This is a genomic window from Labilithrix luteola, from assembly GCF_001263205.1.
Lineage (GTDB): Bacteria > Myxococcota_A > Polyangia > Polyangiales > Polyangiaceae > Labilithrix > Labilithrix luteola.
On the sequence record NZ_CP012333.1, the window covers coordinates 3,851,098 to 3,875,484 of the forward strand.

Genomic DNA, 24,387 nt, shown 5'->3' on the forward strand with positions numbered 1-24,387 from the left:
CTCGTTTCCTAGCTCTGGGCAGCTCAAGCTATGGCGTCGCGCATTCTCGTCGTGGACGATAGCCCCACCATCCGTCGTGTGGTGTCGGCGATTCTCGAACGTCAGGGCTACGACGTGGCCCTCGCTTCCGACGGTCAAGACGCGCTGGAGACGCTCACGAGCGGCGAAGTGAAGGCGGACCTGATCCTGCTCGACTTCGTCATGCCGCGCATGAACGGATTCCAGTTCTGTCGCGAATTGCGCGCCAACGCGGAGCTCGCGATGCTGCCCGTGGTGCTGATGAGCGCCAAGGCGGACCGCATTCGCGATCAGTTCGTCAACCAGACGGGCGCCATCGACGCCATCACCAAACCCTTCGATGCGAAGGCCCTCGTCGCCATCATCGAGCACGCCCTACGTCGCGTCACGAGCGGGCGCGCGAGCTCCACGCAGCTCCCCACCGTCGACGAGCAAGAGGTGGAGCCCGCGGAGCCGACCGAGGAGGAAGTCGAGTTCGAGACGCGGCGCACGAACATTGCGCAGATCGTGGCCACGAAGCTCTCGCACATGGTCTCGCGCACGCTCTCCGAGCGGCCGAGGGCAACGCCCGGCGAGCTCGCATCGCGCCTCACCGAGCGCCTCGCGAAAGACGCGATCATCGAGATGCTCGAAGTCGTCCGCGAGCTCGAACGCACGGGCGACACCACCGGTCCCGTGCTCACCGGCGAGATGGCGAGCATTCCCATCGGCGCCGTTCTACAGCTCCTGCAGGTCGAAAATCAGACCGGCGTCCTCACGTGCCGAGGACAGAACGTCGCCGTCTCGGCCACGTTCCGCAATGGCCTCATCGACATCGTCCAATCCACGGGGGTCGGCGACGAATTCCGTCTGGGCCGCTTCTTCGTGGAAGAAGGTATCCTCTCGCCCGAAGAGATCGACGAGGTGATGCGAAAGGCGAAGGCCGCGGAGTCCGACGCCGAGACATCGAGCGCGCCGAGCTCGCAGGTCCACCCGTTCGGTCGCCCGGGTCCGTCCGAGGCCGTGGGGGACGACACCCTGGATCGCCTGACGCTTCCCTCCGAGACGGAGAACGGTGATCCGCCCGACACGCTCGTCGTCGACATGTCGAAGGCCGTCGCGGCATCGCGCTCCGAAGCGGTCGCCACGCTCGCCAAGCGCTTGGAGCGCCGGCCGCGCTTGCTCGGCTCGCTCTTGCTCGAAGCCGGCAAGATCACCGAAGCGCAGCTCCGGAGTGCGCTCACGCGTCAGTCGAGCGAGCTGCTCTACGAGGTCCTTCGATGGCCCAAGGGCCGCTTCGACTTCCGTCGCGGCCCGGCGGCCATGGCCAGCAGTCCGCCGACGGATCCCAATTCTCGTCTCGGGCTGCCGGTTGCCTCGGTGGTCATGGAGGGGTTCCGGCGCGTCGACGAATGGCGCGTTCTCGAGCGGACCCTCGGCAGCTTCGATGCCGTTCTCGTTCGCGACGACGTGGCGCTCGGAACGCTCGACGAGAAATCGCTTCCCGCCAAAGAGAAGGCGATTCTCGGCGCGGTCGATGGCGAGCGAACGGTGCGCGTCATCGTCGAGTCGAGCCACATGTCGCCGTTCGACGCGTGCCGCGCCCTCGTGCAGTTTCTCGAGGCGCGGATTCTCCGCCGACGGACGGCCTGAAAATGCCCGGCGGGGTCGTCTTTCGCGTGGGGGCGGAACTGTGCTTCCTCCCTGCGCACATCGCGTCGAAGCTCCTGCCCGTGCCGCGCCTGGCCCGCGTGCCGGGAGCGCCGCCGGAGCTGGTCGGCCTGGCCCTCGTGGAAAGCGAGACAATCGCGGTGGTCGACGTTCGGCCCCCGCTTTCGATGAGCCGACCAGCCGTTCCGGTGCGGACGAGCGACCTCGGCGCCATGCTGGTTTGCACGTATCTCGGTGAGCGGGTCGGCCTCGTTGGCATCGAGGTCGTCGCCACCGGCAATTTCGAAGCCGCGCCCGCCGAGGCAGTCGTGTGGCGAGGTGAACAGGCTCATCCCTTCGATCTGGGGGCGGTCATCACCTCCCTCCGCGAAGGGCGATGGGCCGTGTAGGCTTTTGCGAATCGCCGTCGCGCTGTAGCCTTCGACCTCGTGGCTCCTCCGGACAAGTCGCGTCGTCTGTTCCGACTTCTACGTCGCGGTCGCGCGCAGACCTTCGAGCGAAGCGCGGCCGAAGAAGCCGCTTTGTGGGCTGCACACCAGCGTGCCGCCACCGCGGTGCGTGACACCGGGGAAGCCGCGCAGCGGATCGCCTCGCACGTCGCCAAGCAACGCGGCACTGTCGATTCGCTCTCGGATCGAGCGCGCACCGTGTCTGCGAGAGCGCAGGAGCTCGCGGCAACGTTCTCGCGCATCGTCGATGCGTTCGCGCGGCTCGAGCTCGTGGCGCTGAACGCAGGCCTCGAGGGCGCACGCCTCGGCGAGGGCCCTGGGCGCGCACTCGGACTCGTGGCGGACGAAGTCCGTGGTCAGGCCACGCGCGGCTCCGAGGCTTCGCGCGAGCTCGCCACGTCACTCAGCGAGATCGGCAGCGAGCTTGCGCAGGTGAACACGAATCTCGATCGTGCGCGCGAGGCCGCCGCCGAAGTCGGGCAGGAGGCAGCTCGCGTGAGCGGCGCTTCCGCGGATGCCGAGCGCGCGCTCGAAGAAGTCGGCGAGCGCTTCCGCAAGACCACGGGCAGCGATCCCGAAGCGGCGCGCGCCATCGCCGAAGCGGGTGAGCATGCCAAGGCGCTCATCTCTTCGCTCACGGGCGTGAGTGGCAAGGTTCCGCCTGCGCTCGTTGCCAACGCCCTCCGCCCTGCACTCGAGCCGCTCTTGCGGTTGCTCGAGAGCGACGCCTCGAACGACGCGTCGGAGTGAGCGGTTCGCGACGATGTCGACGCGCGATCCCGTTCTGACCAAGCTCCTCATCGAAGAGCTCGGCCGCCACTTGCGCGAGCTCCGAAGCCAGACGCGGGGCGATTCCAAGGAGTCGACGCTCGAACCCACGCGTCGCGCCGTCCACGCGCTCAAGGGGTCGGCGGGGCTTGCCGGCGAGCCGGAGCTGGCGAGCGCGATGCAGCGCCTCGAGCGTCGTCTTCGCGATGGTGATCCGAGCGCCTTCGACGAGGTGATCTCCACCATCACGCAGGCCATCGAGCGGCTCGAGGCAGGCAAGAGCGGGTTCGGTGGCGTGTGGCCGGAGCCTCCGCCGGATCTCGCGCCCGGCCCGATCGATCCTCTGGTGCGTGCACAATACATCGCCGAGATCAAAGACCGCCTCGCTCAGATCGACGAGGCGCTAGGGTCCACGAACGACGCCGTGTCGGCCGCCACCACCGTCTACCGCCACGTCCACACCATGAAGGGCGCCGCGAGTGCGGTGAGCGACGAGCCGATGGCGTGGTTCTGCCATGGGCTCGAAGAGCGCATTCGTGGCGGCGGCGCGAGCAGCGAGGCGGCGGTGACGTCGCTCGAGGTCGTGGCGCGCTATCGCGGCGTGCTCGGCGGGCTGCTCGACGACCCCGACGCTGCGCTCGCCACCCTGCGCGGCGTTCCGATGCGTCCGCGCACCACGCATCGTCCTTCCCAGAGGCCCCAGAGCGCGTGGCCCGACGACGAGCATCGCGGGCCCGAGGGCGACGCTACCGTGCGCGTATCGGCACAGGCCGTCGATCACTTGCTCGACCACGTCGGCGGCATCACCGTCGCGCGCGAGCGCGTGGCTGCGCGCGTGTCGCGCACGTCGGAGCAAGCGCAGGAGCTTCGTCGCGTGCGTGCCGAGCTCGCCGAAGCGCTGCGCCTCATCGGTCCGCCGAGGCCGTGGGGAGCGCCCGCCGCTGCCCTTCGGCGCATCGACAACGCCGCGCAGATCCTTGCCGAGATGGGCGACGACTTCGAGCTCGCCATCGAGGAGCTCGAGATTGCCGACCAGGCCCTCAAGGACAACACGGGCTCGGCCAAGAAGCTCCTCTCGGCCATGCGCCAGACGCCCATTCGCGGCATGTTCGCGCGGCTGTCGGCAGCCGTACTGGCCGAGTCGCGTCGCATGGGGCGCCTGGTGTCGATTCGCACCTCCGGCGCCGACGAGCCGATCGATCGTCGCCTGGCCGAGCAACTCGCCGAGCCATGTTTGCAGATTGCACGAAATGCCATCGCCCACGGCATGGAGACGCCCGAAGCCCGCGAGGCGAGGGGGCTGCCTCGCGAGGTCACGCTCACGTTCGCCGCACGTCGTCAGGCCAATCGCTTGCTCGTGACGATCGGTGACGATGGCGCAGGCGTCGACGTGGCCGCCGTTCGCGCGCGTGCGGTGGAGGCGGGCGTGGTCACCGAGGTGCTCGCCGAGGCGGCGGACGATCAAACGCTCCTCGAGCTTCTCTTTCTGCCGGGCTTTTCGATGCGCGCGCAGAGCCCCGACCTGCTCGCGGGCCGTGGCATCGGTCTCGACATCACGCTCGCTGCCGTGCAGAAGCTCGGAGGCACGATTCGCCTCTCCAGCCGTCTCGGCGGAGGCTTCGAGGCTCGCGTCGACGTTCCCATCGAAACGGGGCTCGCCAGTGTGATCTGGGTTACTGCGGGCGGCATGGAGCACGCGATCCCGGCGCTCTACGCCCGACGAATCCGTGTCAACGAAGGGCCCGACGCCGAACGCGTTCCGCACCTCGCGGCGTGCCTCGAGCCGGCGAATCTCGAGCGGGCGCCCTACGTCGTGGAGCTCGACGTCGATCTCGACGCGCGCGATCCCTGGGCCGCTGGCAAGCAGCCGCGCCGTCTCGCGATCGGTGTCGACGAGGTGGGCGTGACCGAAGAGGTGCTCGTACGCGAGCTGTCGCCGCTCTTGCGCGGTATGGGCCCGTTCGCCGGCGCCATCGTTCGAGGTGACGGATCGCTCCGGCTCGTGCTCGACATCCTCGCTCTCGCGCCGCGCGCACGTGCCCTCGGCCGCGTCCCGGAAGGCCGCGTCTCCGAACCGCCGTCGCGCCCGCCGCTCTCGCGCCGCTCCCCCGTGCCTCCGTCGAAACCGAGCTGAGCGCCGGTTCGTGCGGAGAGTGCGCTTGCCGACTCAGCCCTGGTAGCGGACGGCGAGAACGGTCACGTCGTCCTGCGGGGACTGCGCCCAGGCTTGCACGCTGGAGACGACGCTCTCGATGACGCGCTCGGCCGATTCGGCGGCGCGCTCCTCGATGATCTTGAGCAGCCGGTCCGGACCGAACTGCTCACGCTTGGCGTTCATCGCCTCGATCACGCCGTCGGTATAGAGGAAGAGCAGGTCGCCCTTCTCGAGATGCAGCTCCGCCTCTTTCGTGTGAGGAGCGATGTCGGCGATGCATCCGAGCCACGTACCGAGCGTCGGCACGGTTTCGCAACGCTGCGTCCGTGCGCGCCACACGATCAGATCCTCGTGCGCGCCCGCATAGACCACCTTGCCGCCCTGGAAATAGCGGAGGAGCACGAAGGTCACGTGCTCGTCGTTCTTCATGCGCTTGCGTACGTTGTCGAAGAGCACCTTGTTGAGCGCGCAGAGTGCTTCTTTGGGCTGGGTCTCGGTGCGTGCGCGTGTGATGCCGGCGAGGGCACTCTGGGTCATGAGCGTCACGAGCCCGCTCTTCAGGCCATGACCGGCCACGTCGCCGACGGCGATCCAGCAGCCGTCGTCCGTCGGCACTACGTCGTAGTAGTCGCCGCCGACGACCTCGGCAGGCTGCATCGTGGCCGCGATCTGCAGCTCCGGCACGTTCATCTCGCGCGGGAGGATCGAGGTCTGGATTTTCGACGCGATGTGCACTTCGCGCAGGAGACTCTCCTTCTCGCGAAGCGTGAGCTCGGAGGCGCTGAGGATCTTGCCCACCAGATAGATGCCTGCCGGCACGAGAATCGCCGCCGCCAGAAGCATCGCCAGGAAGAGCAGCTCTTGCGTCTTGCGGGTCGCGTCGCTCAGCGAGAGTGAGAACTTCGTCGTCAGCGGCGTGAGCTCGGCGTTGATGACCCTGATGCGCTCGAGCAGCGCATCGATGACGCGCGGATCGGGATGGCCCGTCGCGATCTCGGCGTGCATCTCGTGGGCAACGTCGACCAGCTGCAGGATGTACGTATCACCCTGCGTCCAGAGCTCGACCGGCCTCGTCAGGATGCTCGTCGAACGGAAGCGCCGGTAGATCATGATGATCCCGTCGACGTCTTCGGGGCTGTTCTGCCCTTCGAGAAAGCCGAGTCGCGCGGTCGCGTAGTCGGGCACCGACTGCTCGAGCGCGAGGCGCGCTTTGCGATCGCCGAGCGGAATGGCAATCGCGGCCTCGAACTTCACGTAGTCGGTTTCGTCGTGCGTGCGCGCGTACTGCACGACTTGGTAGATGGCGTCTTTCTGACCCTTCGACCACGTGCTCTCGCCCGTGAGGTACGAGTGCGCGCCGTTCATGATCTCCACGCTCTGCCAGGCGAGCAGCAGCAGACAGGCAACGGCCCCGAGCAGCGGCCACGCGATGAGCGCGCTCTGTTTGATTTGTTCGAGGCTGCGGCGCACGGTCTCAAAGGGTAGAGGCCGCGCTCGCGCACTCCAAGTATTACGGGTCTTGCGTGCGTCGCTCGCGAGCGCTGTGCGCGTCGGGATTGGCAGGCTGCGTCAGGAATCGCGCCGAAGGCCCGGCTTTCGATGGATGCATCGACGTGGTCGCTGACACGTCGACGGAATCCGCGCACACCGTTTCGGGGAGTGGCGGATTCCGACGGGGATTGGTGAAGACCACCAGCGAGCCGCGACCTCACTGACACGCGCAGAGCGCGCCGAGCTTTCGCGTGATCCCCATCACCGCACTGCCCGCCGTCAGCGCCGTCGTCGAGCACGGAGCTCCCGCGATCATCCCGCGCTTGCACGCCGTGTACGTCGATGGCCAGTTGACCGCCGTCACCCGGTCGCTGTCGTAAGCCACGTTCGCGAACGCTGTCGCCGCCGTGAGAGGTTGGAGAACCGATGCGCGGGTGCCCTTGTCGACGCACGCGCAATGACCTGCGTTCTGGACGATCTCCGACGTGGTGACGTCACCGGTGGCGAGATCGACGGTCGAGCACGGCATGCCGCCACGAACGGCTGTTCCACAAACGGCCTCTTCCTCGCTCCAACGAACGGCCCCGTTCGGGATCACGAACGCCCGGTAGAACGCGGGAGCCGTGGCGCCGGTGCGCGCATCGAGCGGATCCGCGACGTACACCGCCGGCGCGCTCTCGTCCGCTTGGGCCAGCGTGGGCGCAACGGCGAAAACGAACATGACCGACGAAACGAGCGCGCGCACCCGAGCAACCATTCGATTCTCCTCGGCTGCTCTGTGGAGAGCGGCCTTCGAATGGGGATGCTCCGGGCCGTCCGAAAGCGATCGCGGGTGCTCGCAAAAAGATCAGGCGAGCAGGAAACTCAGCGCTTCTCTCACGGTCTCGTGCGGCCGCGCTCCGACGATGTCGCCATGCGCGATGAGGATTCGATCGAAATCCTCTGCGAGCAGCTTCTCGATGCTCTCTTTCGCCGCGCGCCGGTCGCGATACACGAAGCGCAGTAGGCGATGCCAACCGGGCTTGCCGTAAACGCCACCGAGCTTGAGATAGGCGCGCGTGAGCGCATCGTCGGCCGTCGCGAAGTTCTCGAGCAAGTCGGCCGAGACGACCGAGCGCGAAGGCCGATGAAGGAGCACCGTCTCCTTCAACATCGAACCGTGGATCGTGTGCATGTCGAGCGTGCCGGCCCAGCTCGCAGGCGCCCCTTCGTCGACCACGTGGTCGATGTGGAGATCGGGCCTCTTCTTGCGCAGCGCGCTCGGCGCCACGAGCTTTGCGGTGGGCCACGCCTCGAGCGCTTCACGCACGAAGAGGTGGTGAAACACGTTGGGCGCCATGACGTAGCGCACGGGGCCGATCGACTCGACGGCGGTGCGCACCGCGGGTGTCATATGCGCGGGGGAGTGAACGACGACACCGTCGTCGATGCGCAGCACGGTCATGCGCGTTCCGAGCTCGACGAGGCCCATGAAGCGAAGCGGTGCCTCGAACACCCAAACGCCCTCACCGATCGCGCGTAACGGCGTCATCGGTGGGAGTATCGCACGGTCTACTCGGAGCGCGTTGCAAAGCGCCGGACGCACTTCACGAGCTCGTCCACCTCGAAGGGTTTTGCGAGCCACGCGTCGGCGCTGACTTCACGGGCTCGCTGGGCGGCGCTCTCTGCCGCAGTCACCACGACGATGCGTGGTCTCGGAACACCGGTCGACGCGAGGTTACGAGCGAAGCCCCAGCCGTCCATGACGGGCATGGTCATGTCGAGCAGCACGAGCGCCGGTCGATGCTCCACGACCGCCTCGAGGGCTTCGGCGCCGTTCGAAGCGTCGACCACATCGAGATCTTCCGTGGCGAGGATCATTCGCATGAGCTCTCGGAGATCAGCGTCGTCGTCGACGATGAGCACCTTGGGTCGAGCGCCGCTCATGCTGCCAGGCTCCTTGTTACGTTCTTGTTCCCGAATTCGCATTCCCCCCGAAAGAGTCGACAGCCGAACCGAGAGGATATTCCGGGAGCGGCCGGGCGTGTTGCCGGACCAAGCTCGGCGGTCCTCACGGCGCTCGGATGGAACCTCTTCGTCCCGGCTTGCCCCGTTTGCCGCGCTTGCCCCGCTCGCGGTTCCGCCATCCCTCCCTTAAACAAAGACCCTCGACCTCCCAACGCAACGGCAGATCGCCACGCCATGGATTCACACGCGGCTCATTGACCAGCCCGTCCGGGGAGACGGCTCTAGCAATTTCATGTACTTGCAGGAGTTGACCGATTTTTCGCGGTCGCTTGTCGATCCAGTCCCTTTCCGTTCGTTGCGTGGACAGAGGCGGACATGGGCCGCCGTCGAAAGGAGATGACGATGAAGGTCATGGTGATGGTGAAGGCGACGAAGGACTCCGAGGCGGGTGTGATGCCGAGCGAGGAGCTCCTTCGTGAGATGGGGCAGTTCAACGAGCAGCTCGTGAAGGCTGGGATCATCCTTGCCGGTGAGGGCCTTCACCCGAGCGTCAAGGGCAAGCGCGTGAAGTTCAAGGGCAAGACGACGTCTGTCGTCGACGGTCCTTTCACGGAGACGAAAGAGCTCGTCGCGGGCTTCTGGCTCTGGCAGGTCAAATCGATGGAAGAGGCGGTCGAATGGGCGCGCCGCATGCCGAACCCGATGCCTGCGGAGATCGAATCGGAGGTCGAGATTCGTCAGGTCTTCTCGCCCGACGACTTCGGGCCTGCCCTGACGCCCGAGCTTCGTGAGCAGGAAGAGCGCCTCCGCGCGGAGTCAGCTGCCAAGCAGTCCTGACGTCGGGCGCACGCGCGCTCGTGTCGACGACCGCGTCGATCGGGCAGGGCTCACTTCGTCTTCGGGGTGACCCTGCTCGATGCGTCGTCGTCGGCATCCGACTCGTCCGGGGCAGCCTTGGCTTTCTGCTTCGCGATGGCCGTCACGGCGCGTGATTCGACGATGGCGTTCACCAGCGTTCGCGAGACGCGGCTCGGCTCCTTGACCGGTGCGACACCGACGTTGAACTCGAACGCGATGCGATCGATGAGCTTTCCCTGCTTGTCGAAGAGCTTGACCGATGCCTTGTCGTATTCGGACTCGTCCTCACCGCGCTGGCGCACCGTGCTGCTGAACGACGACGCGAGATCCCAAGGCCCGCTGTCGACGAGCACGTAGCCTGCGCCGCGCAGGTCGTCGGCCATGGCGCTCTCGAGAGCGACAGTCGCGGGCTCGGCGATGCTGCGCATCGCGCGCTCGTCGAGCTCAGCGGCGCGCAACAACTGCACGCGCAGGCCTTCGGAGCGAAACGCGTGTTTGAGCGGCGCGATCGGAGGTGGTGGAGCGGTGCATCCAGCAACCCAGAACGACGAGGCCAAGGCGAGCACGGCGCCCATCACGAGCCGACGCATGACCCTAGCTGGTTAGCGCGTCCTCGAGGTCGATCAAGGCGATCACGAGCCCCGCTTCGTCCTGATCGCGCGTCGAATTTCGCTCGAGCGACACGCGAGCGACGGCACGTCGACTGCTTCGACAGGCGTGTCGGTCGTATTCGATGAAGCTCCCGTCGATCGAGCGGAAGACCTTGGTCCGTGGCGTCTCCGTGGTTGCGGCGCTGGGCCTTCTCGTCGTGGTCATCGCGGATCGCGGTGAGGCCGCGCGTGCGCTGCGCGTCGTCATGCACGTGCGTCCAGGTTGGCTCGTGCTCGTCGCGGTTCTCCAGATCGCGTTCTTCTTTCTCACCGCGCGCATGTGGCTCTCGATAGGGAAGCTCCTCCGTGAGCCGACGTCGTCGCTCGCCGGACTCTTTCGTCTGTCGCTCGCCACGACGTTCGCCGATCTGACCATGCCGACGGGTGGGGTCGCGGGCTACGCGTTCCTCGAGCGAGGCCTGCGCGCGCGCGGACTGTCCACGATCGGTGCGCCGGAGGTCGCGGCGCTGGAGCTCCTCGGCTTCTACGCCGCGCAGCTTCTCGCCGTCGTCGCGTCGATGATCGTCTTCGTCGTTCGCGACCAATGGAGTCCGGCTGCCCGCGCCGTTTCGATTGCGGCGCTCGTGGTCGCGCTCGTCACGCCGCTCGTCGTGCTCACGGCTTCGACCGCCGTGATTCGACTGCTCCCCGCACGCTTGCGCGAGAAGCGTTTCGTTGCGCACGTCGCCCAGTTGCACGAGGAGCTGGTGGCGACCGTGCGCCGTGGTCCGCGCTACGTCCTCGTGCCCGCGCTCTACAAGATCGCGATGTACGTCGTGCAAGGGCTTGCCTTCGCGGCATCGTTCGCGGCTTTCGGTGAGCGTCTGCCCGCGGACGAGGCGGTGGCCATCCACACGGTGGCGACGACCGCCGTGACTGCCACGTTCCTGCCCGGAGGCATCGGCGGGTTCGAAGCCGCATCGATCATTCTCTCGCGCGCGGCCCACGCCAGCGACGCGGGGGCCCTCTCGGCCGTGCTCTTCTTCCGCGCGCTGACCTTCTGGCTGCCGCTCGTCCCGGGCGCCATTGCCACCCAGCTCGAGCTTCGCTCCTTCGAAAAGATCGGTCAGCCGTCGAACGCGTAGGCCGGGTGACGGCGCGCACGGCTCCCCGACCTCGCGCGTGATAACGTTCCGCGCGTGACGAGCGGGACCATTCCCCTGACGAGCTCCGCGGAAGCGAGCCCCGTCTCCGATTCGAACGTCGGGCGGTTCGTCGAGTTCCTGCTCGTCGGCGGCGCGACGCTCGTTCTCTTCCCGCTGTCGTGGATCGTGCGGAAGGTCGTCGGGCTCGATCCCTCCGAGCTCGCCATCGGCTTTCTCACGTTCTACGCGGCGTACGTCGTCAACGACCCGCACTTCACCGTCACGTACTTCCTCTTCTACAAAGATGCGCGGCGCCGGGCTTTCGATCCCAGCGTGCCGCTCGCATCGCGCGTTCGTTGGGTCGTGGCCGGTGTTCTCGTGCCTGCCGCGCTCTTCGCGTGGGCGGCGACTGCGCTCGCTCTCGGTTCGGCGCAGGGCCTCGGGTGGATGGCCCAGGCGATGTTCTTGCTCGTCGGCTGGCACTACGTGAAGCAGGGCTTCGGCGTCGTCACCGTGCTCTCGTCACGTCATGGTGTGCGCGTGGGCGATCGCGAGAGGCTCGCCATTCTCGCGCACTGCTTTGCCGGCTGGGCCTATGCGTGGGCGAACCCGGCCATGCCTGCGGGCGAGTTCGAGGAGAAGGGCGTCGTCTACTGGGCGCCCGCGCATCCGCGCTGGTTCGAGCTGTCGGCGCTTGCGGTGCTCGTGGCGAGCTCGGTGTGGCTCGTCGTGACGCTCGTGACCGAAGCGAAGAAGCGAGGTCGCTTCCTTCCGCTCGCGCCGCTCGGCGGGTTCTTGATCACGGTCTGGGCGTGGACCATCTATTCGAGCATCGACCCGCTCGTGCGGTACGTGATCCCCGCGCTCCACTCGATTCAGTACCTGTATTTCGTCTGGCTGATGAAACGCAACGAGGCCCGCGCGCAAGAAGGGCCGCCCTCGTTCGGGCGTCCCGTCGCGGTTCGCGTGGGCGGACTCGCGGTGGGAGCGCTCGTACTGGGCTGGCTCCTCTTCCATGGCGTGCCAGGCTTCTTGGACGGGGCGTTCGTCCCGCGACCCAGGCGCAACGTCATCGTCGGGCCTTTGGGCGAAACCCCGTTTTTCGCGGCGTTCTACGTGTTCGTGAACATCCATCACTACTTCATGGATCACGTCGTATGGCGCCGGGACAATCCGGACACGGCCTACCTGCGCGGGGCGTGAACGCGTCACGCACTCACCTTGCTCGCGCGCCTCGAGTCAGGCTAGGGCGAGCTCCTTCGCGCGACCCCAAGCGACGAACGCGGCGAGACCACCGAGCATCACGTTGTTGGGGATCATCGCCACCTCGGCGCGCGAGAGGTGGTACATCGCGGCGAGCACCATGACCGTCATCAGCCCGAGCGCCGCGGCGATCGTCACGCGCGGATTCACGCGGCTCAGCATCGGCTCGAGGGCGATAGCCGCCGCCACCTCGGCGAGCGCGATGAAGACGATGAGTCCGCCCGGCAGGTTCATCGCTTGCGCGAGCACGTGGTTGGGGATCGCGAGCTTCAGCAAGCCGGCGATCGCGAACACGGCGACCAGGGCCACCTGCGCAGTGTCGAGCGCCGCGTGCAACGCCTTGCGCGAGGTCGTCGCGGTCTTCGTTGCCGTACGTGCCATCGTCGCCGCCTTGGGGAACATCTTCGTGCCGTTCATGACTTCCTCCGAAGAGAGGGAATTCGAGGGGGCGTCTCCGCCACACCTCGAATCTGGCTCCGAACAGCGCCTTGGGACAGTCGGTAATTTTGAGCCAGACTGTTCTCGTTATTGCAACAATAGGATGAGAGCCCTCACCGCCTCGCGCCTCCTCGAATCATGCGCATGAATCCCATCGTCGTCATCGAGCCCATGGTCCCTGCCGATCTCGACGCTGCCGTCGGCATCGACGTATCGGCGTTCAAGCCCAGCGAGCTCGGTGCGGGCTCCCAGGACGTGCGGGCACTCCGGGAGAAGCAGCTGACCGAAGAGCTCTCACGTCCGTTCGCGCGCGTGCGCGTGGCGCGCGGCGATGGAGGTGTGGTCCTCGGCTACCTGCTGTCGTGGCACGTGGTCGACGAGGTTCAGCTTCTGAACGTTGCCGTCGCCACGGCGGCTCGCCGCCAAGGAATCGGGCGCGCCCTCATGAACGATCTCCTCGAGCACGCGCGCGCGAGCGGTGCCGCGAAGATTCTCCTCGAAGTGCGCGCGAGCAACGCCGCGGCCATCGCCCTCTACGAATCGCTCGGATTTTCGACGTTCAACGTCCGATCGGGCTACTACGCCGACGGCGAAGACGCGGCAGAGATGATGCTCACCATGGCTGCTTGAGCTTCGCGTCACCCGACGCAACCTGCAGCCCGCGGCGGGCGCTTTCCGCTACCGTGTTGATCGACATGCGGCGCCTTGCTCCCTCGACGCTTGCCCTCGCTATCGTTCTCGCGGCCGGTGCACTCGACGCTCAGCCCTCGCCCACCGCTTCGGGGCCACTCGCCAGCGGGCAGAAGGCGCTTGCGGCGTCCGACTACGCGAAGGCCGAGGAGGAGCTCGCGCAGGTCAAAGGGGCAGGGGAGCCCGAAGCGAAGCTCGCCCTGGCACGCGCGTCGTTCGAGCAGGGCAAGTTCGATGCTGCCGACAAATACGCGCAGCAGGCGGCCGCGTCGGCGGCTCACAAGACGAAGGCCATCGTCCTTCGCGCCGAGATCCTCGCCGCCCAAGGCAAGATGCGCGAGGCGATCGCGCTGCTCGACGGCGTGAAGAACAGCGGGAAGGGCGAGGCCGTCCGTCGTGCACGCCTCATGCTCGCCGAGTACCTGATCACGACGGGCAAGCGGAACGACGCCGACGATCCGCTCCACAAGGTGATCGAGGACTACAACGACAACTCGATCACCAACCAAGACGCCGAAGGTCTGGCGCAGGTCGGTCGTGCGGCCTTCCTCCTTCGTAGCCCCAAAGACGCGAATCAAGCGTTCAAGGAGAGCGAGCGCGTCGACAAGAAGCGCGTCGAGACGAACCTCTGGGCCGCCGAGCTGTTCCTCGACAAGTACGATCCCGGACACGCCGCGGAGGAGTTGAAAGACGCCCTCGCGGTCGCGCCGAAGCGCGCCGACGCGCTCGTGGCCATGGCGCGCGTGAAGCTCGATCAGACGCTCGATTTCGACGACGCCGAGAAGCTCCTCAAAGAAGCCCTCGCCGTGAACCCCAAACACACGGGGGCCTTCGCCGTTCGGGCGGGCATCGCCCTGCGCGACATGGACATCAAGGGGGCGGACAAGGCCATCGCCGAGGGCCTCGCCATCAACCCGAACCACCTCGAGCTCCTCAGCCTCAAGGCGGCTGCGCGCTTCCTCGACGACGACACGAAGGGCTTCGAGTCCGCGAAGAAGGAGGTCTTCGCGAAGAACTCGCAGTACTCGCGCTTCTACGCCATCGTCGGCGAGTATGCCGAGTGGGAGCACCGCTACGACGACATCGTCGCGATGATGAAAGAGGCGACGAAGATCGATCCCGACGACGGAAAGGCCTGGGCGGATCTCGGTCTCACGCAGATGCGGAGTGGCAACGAGACCCAAGGCCTCGCCGACATCCAGAAGGCCTGGTCGAAGGACAAGTTCAACGTGCGCGTCTTCAACACGTTGAACATGTACGAGCAGGACATCCCGAATCAGTACGAGACGGTGCCCGACGGCGTCTTCAAGGTCCGGTACGTCAAGGAAGAGCGCGCCGTGATGGAGCGCTACGTGCCGCGCATGCTCGGAGAAGCGTGGGCCTCGATGAAGGCCCGCTACGGCTTCGTGCCCACCGTACCGGTGCAGGTCGAGATGTACGGCTCACGCCAGCACTTCAGCGTGCGCACGAGCGGCCTGCCGAACATCGGCATCCAGGGCGTCTGCTTCGGGCGCGTCGTGGCGGCCATCAGCCCGAACGCCGAGCCGTTCAACTGGGGCAACGTGCTCTGGCACGAGCTCGGACACGTCTTCGCGATCCAGCTCTCGAAGAACCACGTCCCGCGTTGGTTCACCGAGGGCCTCAGCGAATACGAGACCATCGCGCGAAGGCCCGAGTGGGCCCGCGAGCTCGACCCCGAGCTCTATCAGGCCCTGAACAACAACAAGCTGCCCGGTGCGGTCGACATGAACCGCGCCTTCACGCACGCCGAAGACGCGAACGACGTCACCATCGCCTACTACGCGGCGAGCCAGATGCTCGTCTGGACCGTCGAGCGCTTCGGCATGAACCACGTGGTGCAGGCGCTGAAGCTGTGGGGCGAAGGGAAGAAGACGCCGGACGTCATCAAGAGCGCGTTCGGTGTGACGCCCGAGGAATACGACTCGGGCTATCGCACCTGGCAGCTGGCGCGCCTCTCTCGCTACAAGAACCAGTATCTCTTCACGCGCAAGCCGAAGGAGCTCGAGGAGGCCAAGAAGGCGCTCGCCCAGGCTCCGAACGATGCTTCCGCGCACGTCGACATGGCCATCTCGCTTGTGCGAAGCAAGAAGGGAGGCGAGGCGAAGAAGGAGATCGACGCGGCGCTCTCGATCGACCCCAAGAACGCCGATGCTCACTTCGTGGCCGCCAAGCTCGCGACCGGCGAGAAGGATCTCGACGGGGCGCGCCGTCACCTCGACACGATGCGCGGGATCGGTGCGGACGGGTACGCCATCCACTCGCTTCTGGCCGACATCGCCGAGGCGCAGAACGACGATGCGCGCCTTCGTTACCACTTCGAGGCGGCGTATCGCTTCGACCCGAGCCAGTCCGACCCGCTCAAGGGACTCTACGACCTGGCGCTCAAGGAAAAACGCGAGGGCGACGCACTCGACATCCTGCGCAAGCTCGCTCCGCTCGAGCAGCACGATCGGAAGATCTGGCGAACACTCCTCGAGAAGTTGGTCGCGCAAAAGCAGTGGGACGAGGCGCGCCGCGTCGGCGAGGGCGCGATCTTCGTCGACATCATGGGCGGTCAGACGCACGTGCTCTACGCGCGCGCGCTCGCGGCATCGAACGCACACGACAAGGCCGCGAGCGAGCTCGAGACGGCGCTGCTGTGCAAGATGAAGCCGAACGACCTCGCCACGGCCCACGCCCTGCTCGCCCAGGAGCTGGTCGTTCTGAAGCGCGGCGCAGAAGCCAAGTCTCATCTCGACGAAGCGCTCAAACTCGATCCGCAGAACGCCGAAGCCAAGGGTGTGAAGCTCTAACGCGTTCGGTCGAGCCACCCGTTCAGTACGAGAGCTCAACGGTGTGTGGTACCTACGGGCATGCCGCACACGATCCCGCTCGAAGTCATCGAGAAGCTCCCCAAGACCGATCTCCACGTCCACCTGGACGGCTCGCTGCGGCTCTCGACGATCCTCGCGCTCGCGGACAAGCAGCGCGTCGAGCTGCCCGCGCGTGACGAAGACGGCCTGCGAAAGCACATGAATCTCGGCCAGAACTGCGGTTCGCTGGTCGAGTACCTGAAGGCCTTCGACGTCACGCTGCGCGTCCTGCAGACGGCCGACGCCCTCACGCGCACGGCCTACGAGCTCGCCGAAGACGCCGCGCGCGAGAACGTTCGCTACATGGAAGTGCGTTACTCGCCGATGCTCCACACGCGTCGCGGGCTCAAGCTCACCGCGGTCGTCGAGGCGGTTCTCGAAGGCCTCCGCGCGGCACACGACAAGTACGGCATCGAGTCGGCGGTCATCCTCTGCGGGATCCGCAACGTCTCGCCGGAGAGCTCACTCGAGATGGCGGAGCTCGCGGTGGCCTACAAAAACCGCGGCGTCGTCGGTTTCGACCTCGCCGGCGCGGAGTACGACCACCCGGCGAAGCACCATCGCGCGGCGTTCCAGCTCGTTCGCGACAACAACATCAACGTCACGATCCACGCCGGCGAGGCCTACGGCCCCGAGTCGATCCACCAGGCCATCCACGTCTGCGGAGCACACCGCATCGGTCATGGCTGCCGCCTCCGCGAAGACGGCGACCTGCTCCACTACGTCAACGACCACCGCATCGCGCTCGAGTGCTGCCCGTCGTCGAACGTGCAGACGGGCGCGATTCGCGACCTCGCGAGCCACCCCATCAAGCTTTACAAGAACCTTGGCTTGCGGGTGACGGTCAACACGGACAACCGCCTCGTCACCGACACCACCGTCTCCAAGGAGCTGTGGCTCTGCAGCAAGGAGCTCGGCTTCACCATGGCCGACTTGAAGGCCGTCATTCTCTCCGGCTTCAAGAGCGCGTTCTTGCCGTTCCACGTCAAGCAGCAGTACCTGCGTCGTGTGAGCGAGGAGCTCAAGGCGTTCCCCGACCACGCACACGACGCGCCTCCCGCTCCCGTATCGTCGGCCGTGACCGCGCAGCAGCCGGCCGCGCAGGGCGCGCAGACGATTCAGATCGTCGCGAAGGCCTGAGCGTCGCTCCTATGAGCGCGGCGCGTGGGCTCGAAGAGCGGGACTGCTCTCGAGTGCCCACCGCCGCGCCGCTCGCGCCTCACCGTCCTGGGTCGATCCAGCGCAGGTGGTTCTCCGCGTAACGTTCGCCGGAGACCTTGCCCGCGAAGATCTCGTCGAGTCGTGCGAGCTCCGCCGAGGTCAGCTTCACGGCGTCGGCTCCGAAGTTCTCTTCGAGGCGACCACGGTTCGTCGTGCCGGGAATCGGTACGATGTCATCGTCGAGTTGGAGAAGCCAAGCGAGTGCGACCTGCGCCGGCGTAGCGCCGCGGGCCGTCGCGAGGGCGCGGACCATGTCGGCGAGTTGCATGTTCTTGTCGTAGTTGTCGCCTTGGAAGCGCGGATCGCCGAATGAGCGATAGTCACCCGCGCCATACTCGTCCGCGCGCTTGGCCGTGCCGGTGAGGAAGCCCCGACCGAGCGGCGAGAATGGAACGAGTCCGATCCCGAGCTCGTGCAGGACGGGCCTCACGTTCGCATCGAGACCGCGCTCCCACAGCGAATACTCGCTTTGCAACGCCGACACGGGCTGTACGGCGTGCGCACGACGAATCGTCTCGGGGCCCGCTTCCGAGAGGCCGAAATAGCGAACCTTGCCTTCGGCGATGAGATCGCGGACGGCGCCGGCCACGTCCTCGATGGGCACGTTCGGGTCGACGCGGTGTTGGTAGAGAAGGTCGATGTGATCGGTTCGGAGTCGTTCGAGCGACGCGTGGACGACGTCGCGAATGTGCGAAGGCCGACTGTCGAGACCGACCAACTTGCCATCGCCGAAGACCCATCCGAACTTGGTCGCGATGGTCACGCGATCGCGTCGACCCTCGAACGCACGGCCGAGCAACTCTTCGTTCTTGAACGGACCATAGGCCTCGGCGGTGTCGAAGAACGTGCACCCGAGCTCGATGGCTCGATCGAGCGTGGCGAGCGATTCGTGCTCGTCGCGAACCGTGCCATAGGCGTGACTCATGCCCATGCAGCCGAGGCCGAGAGACGATACCTCGAGGCCCTGCCGGCCGAGTTTTCGTGTCGAAAGCATGGCAACTCCTCGCGTGCGCGCCCGTGGACTCGTCGGGCGCGCTGGTGTCCGATGCTGCGCGCGGTTGATGGGTGCGCGACGTACGCACGAAAGTTCGTCAGGCTCGCCCCATGGCGACGAGTGCGCCTGCGCGAGGCGCGGGATCGCCATTTCGAACTTCGTCCGCTTTGGACGACCAGGATGCCCGGGGGCGGAGCATCGGCCCGTGATGACCGGTGCGATCGCGACGACGACGAGGCGGCGGCGGGGGGCCGCGCGAGGGGATCCGTCGCCACATGACGTTTTGTTCATAAACTCACGGCGATTCCGCGGGCCGGGTCTCCCTCGCGCCTCAGCGCTGCGTTGGTTGTGGACGAGCCGCGATCGTGGGCTCGAGCAGCGGGTGCTGGCGCTTCGGAAACGTTTGCTGCTGAGCTTGATATTTCGAAGCAATCACCGAAACTTGGTCGCCAAGCCGGACCGGGGCCTTAACACCCCAATCCGGCGGGTGGGAGCGATTTTGCCGAGGACTTCTTCCCCGGGAAGAAATCCACTAAGAAGGCCGTTCCCGCGGCGGCCAAACGCCTGGGATCTGGGTGGGAGCTCGAGAATCCTTTAGGGTTCTTGGGTTTACACGTAGCTCTCGAATGCTCTGTCACCAGTCACACAAGCACTCGAAACACAGACTTTCTTCGGAGGTCGGATGTCCACCGACGTGATGATTTACGCAAATGGGCTGACGAAGCGTTACGGCTCGTACCGTGCGCTCGACGACGTCAGCTTCGAGGTGCGCCGCGGCGAAGTCGTCGGCTTCCTCGGCCCGAACGGCGCCGGGAAATCGACCACGATGCGCATCCTCACGTGCTTCATCGCGCCCACTTCGGGCATGGCGAAGGTGCGCGGTCACGACGTGTTCGAGGACACCCTCGCGGTGCGCTCGAGCCTCGGTTACCTCCCGCAGCGCGCTCCGCTGTACTTGGAGATGACCGTTTACGAGTACCTGCGCTTCGCGGCGCAGATGCGCAATCTCGACAACGCGACGTTCAAGAAGCGCGCGCGTGATGTCGTCGAGATCTGCGGTCTCGCACAGTCGCTCTCCAAGGAGATTCGGCAGCTCTCGCACGGCTATCGCCAGCGCGTCGGCCTTGCCCAGGCGCTCATCCACGACCCGCCGATCCTCATCCTCGACGAGCCCACGAGCGACCTCGACCCGAACGAGAAGGCCGAGTTCCTCAATTACCTGAAGCAGATCGGCAAGGACCGCACGGTTCTTCTCTCGACCCACAACCTCAAAGAGGTCGAGACCGCCTGCGCTCGCGCGATCATCGTGTCGCGTGGTCGCGTCGTGGCCGACGGCGCGCTCGACGAGATTCGCGCCAAGAGCGGTCGCGTTCGCTACGTCGTGTCGGTGCAGGAGTCGCTCGGCGAGTCCGCGTATCGCGGCACGGGCGCGCTTCCGCGCGGCAACGATGTCGAGAAGGCGCTGTCGAGCATTCGCGGCGTCAGCAAGGTCGCGGAGCTCCCCACGGACGACCGCGCGCACTCCTTCGCCGTCGCCGGCGACGACAACACGGACCTCCGCCCCGAGATCTTCCGCATGGTCGCGGACAAGGGATGGGTTCTCCTCGAGCTGCACCGCGATACGCAGACTCTCGAGGACGTGTTCCGTCAGCTCACGATTGGCGACGAGCGACGTAACCGTCAACTCGGTCCGGTCTCCGAATCCCGCGACGAGGAAGACGAGAGCGACGAAGACGAAGACGACAGCGACGACGAGGAAGAGGACGAGCGATGAGCGGCGAAACCACCCTCGAAAAAGAGATCGACGAAGACACCCGCGAAGAGGAACGTGACGATGACGCGCCCGAGAGCCGTCAGGCGCGCGCTCCGTTCGATACCGGTCCGAAGGAGAAGGTCGTTCTCGACCGTCCCAGCTCGGCCAAGATGGTCACGACGGTCGCCCGTCGTGAGATCGCCGCGTACCTCCAGTCGCCCATCACGTACATCGTCATCTCGGCGAGCCTCGTGATCTTCGGGCTCTGGTTCTTCTTCTACAAGGGCGGCTTCTGGGACGTCGGTCGGGCGACCATGCAGCGCATGTTCGACGCGGTGCCGATCGGCCTGTGCGGCCTCGTCCCGCTCTTCACGATGCGCTCGCTCTCGGACGAGAAGCGCGTCGGCACGATCGAGCTGCTCATCACGATGCCCGTCAAGGACAGCGAGGTCATCCTCGGCAAGTACCTCGGCTCGCTCGCGATGGTCTGCATCGGGCTGCTCCTCCTCTGTGCCTACCCGATCACGATGTTCGGCATCTGGCACCTCGGCCCGCTCGACTGGAACCCCTTCTGGGTCGGCATGATCGGCCTCCTGTTCACGTCGATGGCAGCCACCTCGATCGGCCTCATGTGGTCGAGTTTCACGGAGAGCCAGATCCTCTCGTACTTCGCGACGCTGCTCACGCTCGTGGCGCTCTATGCGCTCGGGTCCGTGACGATCGTCGAGTTCCTCCAGGGCTGGGCCGGCGAAGCCGTCTCGTTCATCAGCCTGCAGAGCCGCTTCGAGCCGTTCTCGCGTGGAATCATCGATTCGCGCGCGATCGTCTACTTCCTCTCGATCACGGTGCTCTGCCTCATGGTTTCTTTCCGCTCTCTCGAGAGCCGGAAGTGGACCTGAGTTCCAACTAATTCCGAGACACCAGAGGCAAGCAAGCCATGGCGATGGAACGAAAGAAGAAGGCTTCGGCCGAGAGCGGCGCTCTCGTGCTCGTGGTCGCCGCGATTCTCGTCGCGGTCAACGCACTCAGCTTTTTCATGTACTGGCGCAAGGACGCGACCAAGGCGGAGCGCTACACGCTCTCGCAGGGTAGCGGTCACCTTCTGCGCGAGATGAAGAGCGACATGAAGGTCGAGGCCTACGTCACGAAGGGCCTCCCGAAGCTCGACGCCTACGTCCGCGACCTCCGCGATCTGCTCCAGCAGTACAAGGACGCGAGCAAGGGCAAGTTCGACTACCAGATCGTCGAAGCCAAGGACGAGGAGCAGAAGAAGAAGGCGAAGGAAGCCGGTCTTCAGGAGATCCAGTTCGGCGAAGGCTCGGACACCGAAGACAAGGCCGAGTTCGCCAAGGGCTACATGGGCCTCGTCATCAACTACGGTGCCGAGCGCGACAAGATCCCGGTTCTCTCCCCGGACAACAACGTCGGTCTCGAGTTCTGGATCACGAACAAGATTCGTGAGGTCCGCGACAAGGGCGACAACATCAAGCACAAGATCGGTCTTCTGACCGGTCACGACGAGATCAAGCTCTCGGAGCCGAACCTCCTCCCCAGCCAGGGCGGCGGTCAGAAGCCCGCGCTCCAGGGCATCATCTCGCAGTACTTCCCGTTCTATCAGTTCGTCGACGTCGACCTGAAGAACGGCGATGCGGACGTCGACGACTCGCTCGACGGCCTCATCATCACGCAGCCTGCCAAGGATCTCTCCGACAAGGAGCTTCGCCGCATCGACGCGTTCGTCATGAAGGGCAAGAGCCTCGCGGTCATCGCGAGCGCCGTGAACCTCAAGGCGAGCGACGCGAGCATGAACGGCACGCTCAACACGCACGGCATCGAGAAGCTCCTCGACGGCTACGGCGTCGAGATGCGCAAAGACGTGCTCCTCGAGTTCGGTCGTCCCTTCCGCGTCGGCGTCTGGACGCAGAGCGGCCCGCAGACGGCGCGCATGCCTCCGATCCTCGACGTGCAGGACGACCCGCGCTTCACGGGTGAAGAGCAGCTGCTCGACACCAGCTTCGCCGCCTTCTTCCGTATCCCGGAGATCGGCTTCCCGTTCGCTTCGTCGCTCGTCATCCACCGCGACAAGCAGCCGGACGTCGCGGCCGACAAGTTCAAGGTCGTCGCGCGCACCACGCCGAAGACCCTCCGCGAAACGGGCGAGACCGTGGAGCTCAAGCCGCTCCGCCAGTGGCGTCCGAAGGGCGAGTTCAACCAGTACCCGATCGCCGTCACCATCGAAGGCAACCTGAAGAGCGCCTTCGCCGGTGCGGACAAGATGGGCGTCGAGGCGCCCGCGAAGTCGACCAACCCGGCTCGCGTCCTCGTCATCTCGTCGTCGCAGTTCTTCGCGAACCCGTTCGCTCGCTCGGGCAACGGTCCGGACATGGGCCAGATGGGCATGATGCAGGGCATGCCGCCGGGCATGGGTGGTGACGAGCAGCTCCAGCAGCTCGGCCAGGCCTACGCTCAGCAGATCGTCACGAACATCATCCTCGTCACGAAGAACATGTTCGACTGGGTCAGCGGCGATACGGACCTCCTCGCGGCCTCCGCGAAGATCCTCCAGGAGCCGAGCCTCGTGTACGGCGACGTCTCGAAGCCGAACTTCGACGACATGTCCGACGACCAGCTGAAGAAGCAGGACGACCAGATGAAGAAGGAGCGCAAGAAGGTGCAGCACACCGTCGCCGCGACCCTGATCATCGGCGTTCCGGTTCTCTTCGCGCTGCTTGGCTTCGTCCTCTGGCGCATGCGCCAGGCGCAGCGCGAGAACATCCAGCTCGCCTGAACCGCGTGCCTAAAACCGCGTGATGGGCGGAAGGCGCGTGTCCCTGCGTATCATTCACGCGGACCGCGCCTTTCGTCTCGTCTGAGCCCTCAATTCTCGAAGCTTTCAGGAACCAGAAATATGGAACGCTCTACGCAGATTGGTGTTGGCTTGGTGGTCCTCGCCGCGCTTGGCGGGGCCGTCTACTTCAAGGCGAAGGAAGACCAGAAGATCGGCACGTCGCAGATGACGAGCGCCGAGCTTCCCGAGCTCAAGACGCCCGACGACGTCGACAAGGTCAGCATCACGAACGGCGATAAGGGCGAGGTCGTCCTCGAGAAGAAGGGCGACAAGTGGGAGGTCACGAAGCCCGTGAACGCTCCCGCGAACCAGACGAACGCGAAGGCGCTCGTCGACAGCCTGAAGGAGCTCAAGGCGAAGGAGCTCATCGCCGCCGCTCCTTCCGAAGATCAGAAGAAGGAATTCCAGTTCGAGCCCAGCAAGGCCGTCCACGTGGTGGCCTACAAGGGCGGCGACAAGAAGCTCGACGCCACGTTCGGCAAATCGGGCGCGCGCGGTCAGATGGCGATGGTCGACGGCAAGCCCGGCGTCTTCGCCGTGAGCGGCTACTCGAGCTACGCCTACACGCGTGAAGTGAAGGGCTGGCGCGACACCGAAATCTTCAAGTTCGACGACGGCAACGCTACCCAGATCATGATCGAGAATGCCAACGGGCCGCTCTCGTTCACGAAGGGTGATCACTGGGCCGGCACCGCGAAGGGCAAGCCCATCGCAGAGCTCGACGACGACAAGGTCAAGGACACCGTCCGCGCCTTCAACTCGCTGAACGCCGAAGACTTCGGCGACGGCAAGTCGCCGGCCGACACGGGCCTCGACGCGCCGGAAGGCAAGATCACGATCGCCCTGAAGGACGGCGCGGGGAACTACACGCTCAAGATCGGCAAGGTCGCGAGCGGCACCTCCCACTACGCCCAGAAGGAAGGCGACTCGACGATCTTCGTCGTGCCGGAGCGCGTCGTGAACAAGGTCATCACCGAGCCTTCGAAGTTCCAGAAGTCGAAGGACGCGGGGGCCGATGCCGCCAAGGGCGCTGCAGCGATGCCGGTGGGAATGCCGGGAATGCCGGGGATGCCGCACGGCATGCCGGCGGGCATGGGCGGCGATCCGCACGGCCACTGATCCTCGGCAGTCACCAGGTCCGCGCGAGAGTGCGGGCGGAGAAGGGAGTCGCTTCGCGCGGCTCCCTTTCTTTTTGCCATGTGCCCGCTGCGCGCATGCCGCGGCGGCCCAGGCCGG

Annotated in this window: 21 protein-coding genes; 14 read left to right on the forward strand and 7 right to left on the reverse strand. The window is 65.9% G+C overall.

What is annotated here, in order from left to right; all coding sequences use genetic code 11:
- The first annotated feature begins 30 nt into the window (after positions 1-30).
- Genes AKJ09_RS17255 through AKJ09_RS17270 form a run of 4 tightly spaced genes read left to right on the forward strand, consistent with a single transcriptional unit; the run spans position 31 to position 5,019 of the window.
- Positions 31-1,650, forward strand: a complete 1,620-nt coding sequence (locus tag AKJ09_RS17255; protein WP_146648303.1) for a response regulator — start codon at positions 31-33, stop codon at positions 1,648-1,650.
- A 2-nt stretch (positions 1,651-1,652) separates the two neighbouring features.
- A complete protein-coding gene (locus AKJ09_RS53040) occupies positions 1,653-2,057 on the forward strand; it encodes a chemotaxis protein CheW (protein WP_169927607.1) in 405 nt (134 codons plus the stop codon).
- A gap of 39 nt (positions 2,058-2,096) precedes the next feature.
- On the forward strand, positions 2,097-2,867 hold the full coding sequence (locus AKJ09_RS17265; protein WP_146648305.1) for a methyl-accepting chemotaxis protein: 771 nt from the start codon (positions 2,097-2,099) through the stop codon (positions 2,865-2,867).
- A 13-nt stretch (positions 2,868-2,880) separates the two neighbouring features.
- Positions 2,881-5,019 carry an Hpt domain-containing protein gene (locus tag AKJ09_RS17270; RefSeq protein WP_146648306.1) on the forward strand — a complete coding sequence of 713 codons (2,139 nt, stop codon included), beginning with the start codon at positions 2,881-2,883 and terminating at the stop codon, positions 5,017-5,019.
- A 33-nt stretch (positions 5,020-5,052) separates the two neighbouring features.
- Here the strand turns inward: AKJ09_RS17270 and AKJ09_RS17275 are convergent, their stop codons facing one another.
- The 4 genes from AKJ09_RS17275 to AKJ09_RS17290 form a co-directional block, all read right to left on the reverse strand.
- The gene (locus tag AKJ09_RS17275; RefSeq protein WP_146648307.1) at positions 5,053-6,510 is read right to left on the reverse strand and encodes a PP2C family protein-serine/threonine phosphatase; all 1,458 of its coding nucleotides are present in this window, start codon (positions 6,508-6,510) and stop codon (positions 5,053-5,055) included.
- A gap of 238 nt (positions 6,511-6,748) precedes the next feature.
- Positions 6,749-7,288: a hypothetical protein gene (locus tag AKJ09_RS17280; protein ID WP_146648308.1), complete on the reverse strand. Its 540-nt coding sequence runs from the start codon at positions 7,286-7,288 to the stop codon at positions 6,749-6,751.
- Between the two features lie 90 nt (positions 7,289-7,378).
- Positions 7,379-8,062 carry a DUF4336 domain-containing protein gene (locus AKJ09_RS17285; RefSeq protein WP_146648309.1) on the reverse strand — a complete coding sequence of 228 codons (684 nt, stop codon included), beginning with the start codon at positions 8,060-8,062 and terminating at the stop codon, positions 7,379-7,381.
- A gap of 20 nt (positions 8,063-8,082) precedes the next feature.
- Positions 8,083-8,457, reverse strand: coding sequence for a response regulator (locus AKJ09_RS17290; RefSeq protein ID WP_146648310.1), 375 nt, complete (start codon positions 8,455-8,457; stop codon positions 8,083-8,085).
- A 423-nt stretch (positions 8,458-8,880) separates the two neighbouring features.
- Between AKJ09_RS17290 and AKJ09_RS17295 the strand changes: the two genes are divergently transcribed.
- A complete protein-coding gene (locus tag AKJ09_RS17295) occupies positions 8,881-9,315 on the forward strand; it encodes a YciI family protein (RefSeq protein WP_146655562.1) in 435 nt (144 codons plus the stop codon).
- A 50-nt stretch (positions 9,316-9,365) separates the two neighbouring features.
- Here the strand turns inward: AKJ09_RS17295 and AKJ09_RS17300 are convergent, their stop codons facing one another.
- Positions 9,366-9,926 (reverse strand): hypothetical protein, encoded by a 561-nt coding sequence (locus AKJ09_RS17300; protein WP_146648311.1) that lies wholly within the window; start codon positions 9,924-9,926, stop codon positions 9,366-9,368.
- 143 nt (positions 9,927-10,069) lie between these two features.
- Here AKJ09_RS17300 and AKJ09_RS17305 point away from each other — a divergent pair, with 143 nt between their 5' ends.
- Both AKJ09_RS17305 and AKJ09_RS17310 read left to right on the forward strand, forming a co-directional pair.
- Positions 10,070-11,071: a lysylphosphatidylglycerol synthase transmembrane domain-containing protein gene (locus AKJ09_RS17305; protein WP_146648312.1), complete on the forward strand. Its 1,002-nt coding sequence runs from the start codon at positions 10,070-10,072 to the stop codon at positions 11,069-11,071.
- Between the two features lie 54 nt (positions 11,072-11,125).
- Entirely contained in the window at positions 11,126-12,274 is a 1,149-nt protein-coding gene (locus tag AKJ09_RS17310; protein ID WP_240488504.1) for a hypothetical protein, read from the forward strand.
- Positions 12,275-12,310: 36 nt separating this feature from the next.
- Here the strand turns inward: AKJ09_RS17310 and AKJ09_RS17315 are convergent, their stop codons facing one another.
- Positions 12,311-12,751 carry a DoxX family protein gene (locus tag AKJ09_RS17315; protein ID WP_146648313.1) on the reverse strand — a complete coding sequence of 147 codons (441 nt, stop codon included), beginning with the start codon at positions 12,749-12,751 and terminating at the stop codon, positions 12,311-12,313.
- Positions 12,752-12,916: 165 nt separating this feature from the next.
- Between AKJ09_RS17315 and rimI the strand changes: the two genes are divergently transcribed.
- The 3 genes from rimI to add all read left to right on the forward strand — a co-directional run bounded on the left by rimI (position 12,917) and on the right by add (position 17,475).
- Positions 12,917-13,402, forward strand: a complete 486-nt coding sequence (gene rimI / locus AKJ09_RS17320; protein ID WP_169927608.1) for a ribosomal protein S18-alanine N-acetyltransferase — start codon at positions 12,917-12,919, stop codon at positions 13,400-13,402.
- A 65-nt stretch (positions 13,403-13,467) separates the two neighbouring features.
- A complete protein-coding gene (locus AKJ09_RS17325) occupies positions 13,468-16,275 on the forward strand; it encodes a tetratricopeptide repeat protein (protein WP_146648315.1) in 2,808 nt (935 codons plus the stop codon).
- 60 nt (positions 16,276-16,335) lie between these two features.
- Positions 16,336-17,475 carry an adenosine deaminase gene (gene add / locus AKJ09_RS17330; protein ID WP_146648316.1) on the forward strand — a complete coding sequence of 380 codons (1,140 nt, stop codon included), beginning with the start codon at positions 16,336-16,338 and terminating at the stop codon, positions 17,473-17,475.
- A gap of 79 nt (positions 17,476-17,554) precedes the next feature.
- On the opposite strand, the gene AKJ09_RS17335 is transcribed toward add, so the two are convergent.
- Positions 17,555-18,550: an aldo/keto reductase gene (locus AKJ09_RS17335; protein WP_146648317.1), complete on the reverse strand. Its 996-nt coding sequence runs from the start codon at positions 18,548-18,550 to the stop codon at positions 17,555-17,557.
- A 682-nt stretch (positions 18,551-19,232) separates the two neighbouring features.
- Between AKJ09_RS17335 and AKJ09_RS17340 the strand changes: the two genes are divergently transcribed.
- The 4 genes from AKJ09_RS17340 (at position 19,233) to AKJ09_RS17355 (ending at position 24,270) form a co-directional block, all read left to right on the forward strand.
- Entirely contained in the window at positions 19,233-20,324 is a 1,092-nt protein-coding gene (locus AKJ09_RS17340; RefSeq protein WP_240488505.1) for an ATP-binding cassette domain-containing protein, read from the forward strand.
- A complete protein-coding gene (locus AKJ09_RS17345; protein ID WP_146648318.1) occupies positions 20,321-21,202 on the forward strand; it encodes an ABC transporter permease in 882 nt (293 codons plus the stop codon). Before AKJ09_RS17340 ends, AKJ09_RS17345 begins: the two co-directional genes overlap by 4 nt.
- Positions 21,203-21,240: 38 nt before the next feature.
- Positions 21,241-23,091 carry a GldG family protein gene (locus tag AKJ09_RS17350; RefSeq protein ID WP_240488506.1) on the forward strand — a complete coding sequence of 617 codons (1,851 nt, stop codon included), beginning with the start codon at positions 21,241-21,243 and terminating at the stop codon, positions 23,089-23,091.
- A 120-nt stretch (positions 23,092-23,211) separates the two neighbouring features.
- Positions 23,212-24,270, forward strand: coding sequence for a DUF4340 domain-containing protein (locus AKJ09_RS17355; RefSeq protein WP_146648319.1), 1,059 nt, complete (start codon positions 23,212-23,214; stop codon positions 24,268-24,270).
- Positions 24,271-24,387 lie beyond the last annotated feature (117 nt).

Bases quoted from the DNA above. Each gene is read 5' to 3' on its own strand.
- AKJ09_RS17255 (WP_146648303.1), top strand. From the start codon at position 31: ATGGCGTCGCGCATTCTCGTCGTGGACGATAGCCCCACCATCCGTCGT.
- AKJ09_RS53040 (WP_169927607.1), top strand. From the start codon at position 1,653: ATGCCCGGCGGGGTCGTCTTTCGCGTGGGGGCGGAACTGTGCTTCCTC.
- AKJ09_RS17270 (WP_146648306.1), top strand. From the start codon at position 2,881: ATGTCGACGCGCGATCCCGTTCTGACCAAGCTCCTCATCGAAGAGCTC.
- AKJ09_RS17280 (WP_146648308.1), bottom strand. From the start codon at position 7,288: ATGGTTGCTCGGGTGCGCGCGCTCGTTTCGTCGGTCATGTTCGTTTTC.
- AKJ09_RS17285 (WP_146648309.1), bottom strand. From the start codon at position 8,062: ATGACGCCGTTACGCGCGATCGGTGAGGGCGTTTGGGTGTTCGAGGCA.
- AKJ09_RS17290 (WP_146648310.1), bottom strand. From the start codon at position 8,457: ATGAGCGGCGCTCGACCCAAGGTGCTCATCGTCGACGACGACGCTGAT.
- AKJ09_RS17295 (WP_146655562.1), top strand. From the start codon at position 8,881: ATGAAGGTCATGGTGATGGTGAAGGCGACGAAGGACTCCGAGGCGGGT.
- AKJ09_RS17300 (WP_146648311.1), bottom strand. From the start codon at position 9,926: ATGCGTCGGCTCGTGATGGGCGCCGTGCTCGCCTTGGCCTCGTCGTTC.
- AKJ09_RS17305 (WP_146648312.1), top strand. From the start codon at position 10,070: ATGAAGCTCCCGTCGATCGAGCGGAAGACCTTGGTCCGTGGCGTCTCC.
- AKJ09_RS17315 (WP_146648313.1), bottom strand. From the start codon at position 12,751: ATGAACGGCACGAAGATGTTCCCCAAGGCGGCGACGATGGCACGTACG.
- rimI (WP_169927608.1), top strand. From the start codon at position 12,917: ATGAATCCCATCGTCGTCATCGAGCCCATGGTCCCTGCCGATCTCGAC.
- AKJ09_RS17325 (WP_146648315.1), top strand. From the start codon at position 13,468: ATGCGGCGCCTTGCTCCCTCGACGCTTGCCCTCGCTATCGTTCTCGCG.
- add (WP_146648316.1), top strand. From the start codon at position 16,336: ATGCCGCACACGATCCCGCTCGAAGTCATCGAGAAGCTCCCCAAGACC.
- AKJ09_RS17335 (WP_146648317.1), bottom strand. From the start codon at position 18,550: ATGCTTTCGACACGAAAACTCGGCCGGCAGGGCCTCGAGGTATCGTCT.
- AKJ09_RS17340 (WP_240488505.1), top strand. From the start codon at position 19,233: ATGTCCACCGACGTGATGATTTACGCAAATGGGCTGACGAAGCGTTAC.
- AKJ09_RS17345 (WP_146648318.1), top strand. From the start codon at position 20,321: ATGAGCGGCGAAACCACCCTCGAAAAAGAGATCGACGAAGACACCCGC.
- AKJ09_RS17350 (WP_240488506.1), top strand. From the start codon at position 21,241: ATGGCGATGGAACGAAAGAAGAAGGCTTCGGCCGAGAGCGGCGCTCTC.
- AKJ09_RS17355 (WP_146648319.1), top strand. From the start codon at position 23,212: ATGGAACGCTCTACGCAGATTGGTGTTGGCTTGGTGGTCCTCGCCGCG.